This is a genomic window from Paenibacillus liaoningensis, from assembly GCF_059609455.1.
Window position 1 is genome coordinate 1 of sequence record NZ_JCAALU010000054.1, and the last position, 1,127, is coordinate 1,127.

2 tRNA genes and 2 rRNA genes are annotated in these 1,127 nt (G+C 50.3%); all 4 read left to right on the forward strand.

What is annotated here, in order from left to right:
• Positions 1 to 98, forward strand: a 16S ribosomal RNA gene (locus AC6B99_RS33300); the annotation flags it as partial.
• Positions 99 to 215: 117 nt separating this feature from the next.
• Positions 216 to 292, forward strand: a tRNA-Ile gene (locus AC6B99_RS33305).
• A gap of 30 nt (positions 293 to 322) precedes the next feature.
• Positions 323 to 398: transfer RNA gene (locus AC6B99_RS33310), tRNA-Ala, on the forward strand.
• A 282-nt stretch (positions 399 to 680) separates the two neighbouring features.
• A 23S ribosomal RNA gene (locus tag AC6B99_RS33315) occupies positions 681 to 1,127 on the forward strand; the annotation flags it as partial.

Below are 1,127 nucleotides of genomic sequence, written 5' to 3' on the forward strand. Positions count from 1 at the left end.
TAACCGCAAGGAGCCAGCCGTCGAAGGTGGGGTAGATGATTGGGGTGAAGTCGTAACAAGGTAGCCGTATCGGAAGGTGCGGCTGGATCACCTCCTTTCTAAGGAAATACCCGATTACGTAGATAATCGGATACACAGGCAGTGTATCGCTCACTCGTTGTCAGTTTTGAAAGAGTAATTCTCTTTCAGGTAGGAAACCAAGAAAATCAAACTTTGGGCCTTTAGCTCAGCTGGTTAGAGCGCACCCCTGATAAGGGTGAGGTCGGTGGTTCGAGTCCACTAAGGCCCACCATTATCGACTTTTGAGTCGGTACCCATTTATGGGGCCATAGCTCAGCTGGGAGAGCGCCTGCCTTGCAAGCAGGAGGTCAGCGGTTCGATCCCGCTTGGCTCCACCAAAAAGAAAATCGTTGTGTCTTTTCTGATGTTCATAATCAGAGAGGGTTCAACAAAACTTGCACCTTGAAAACTGGATAGCGAAAGCAAAGAACGAAACATCCTTTAGCGAGAAATATCGCAGGAAGGCAAAGAAAGGTCTTGACCTTGATTTGTCCCAACTGCTAGCGAAAGTATGGTCGAATGAGATGGACTTTTGGAAGTGTAAACTTTTGATCGGCAGGCAACTGCAGGATCAAGGTGAAACGGACAACGGCCGGCTAATCGAGCATACTGTAGCGACTGGTTAAGCTAATAAGAGCGCACGGAGGATGCCTAGGCACTAGGAGCCGAAGAAGGACGTGGCGAACAACGATACTGCCTCGGGGAGCCGTAAGCAGGCTTTGATCCGGGGATTTCCGAATGGGGAAACCCAGCTGTCGTAATGGACAGTTACTCTTGACTGAATACATAGGTCAAGGTGAGGCATACCAGGGGAACTGAAACATCTAAGTACCCTGAGGAAGAGAAAACAAAAGTGATTCCGTCAGTAGCGGCGAGCGAACGCGGATTAGCCCAAACCAAGGAGCTTGCTCCTTGGGGTTGTAGGACGTCTCACATGGAGTTACAAAGGTGTGTGCTAGGCGAAGAGGTCTGGAAAGGCCCGCTATAAGAGGTAAAAGCCCTGTAGCCAAAAGCACACACTCTCCGAGACGGATCCTGAGTACGGCGGGACACGAGAAACCCCGTCG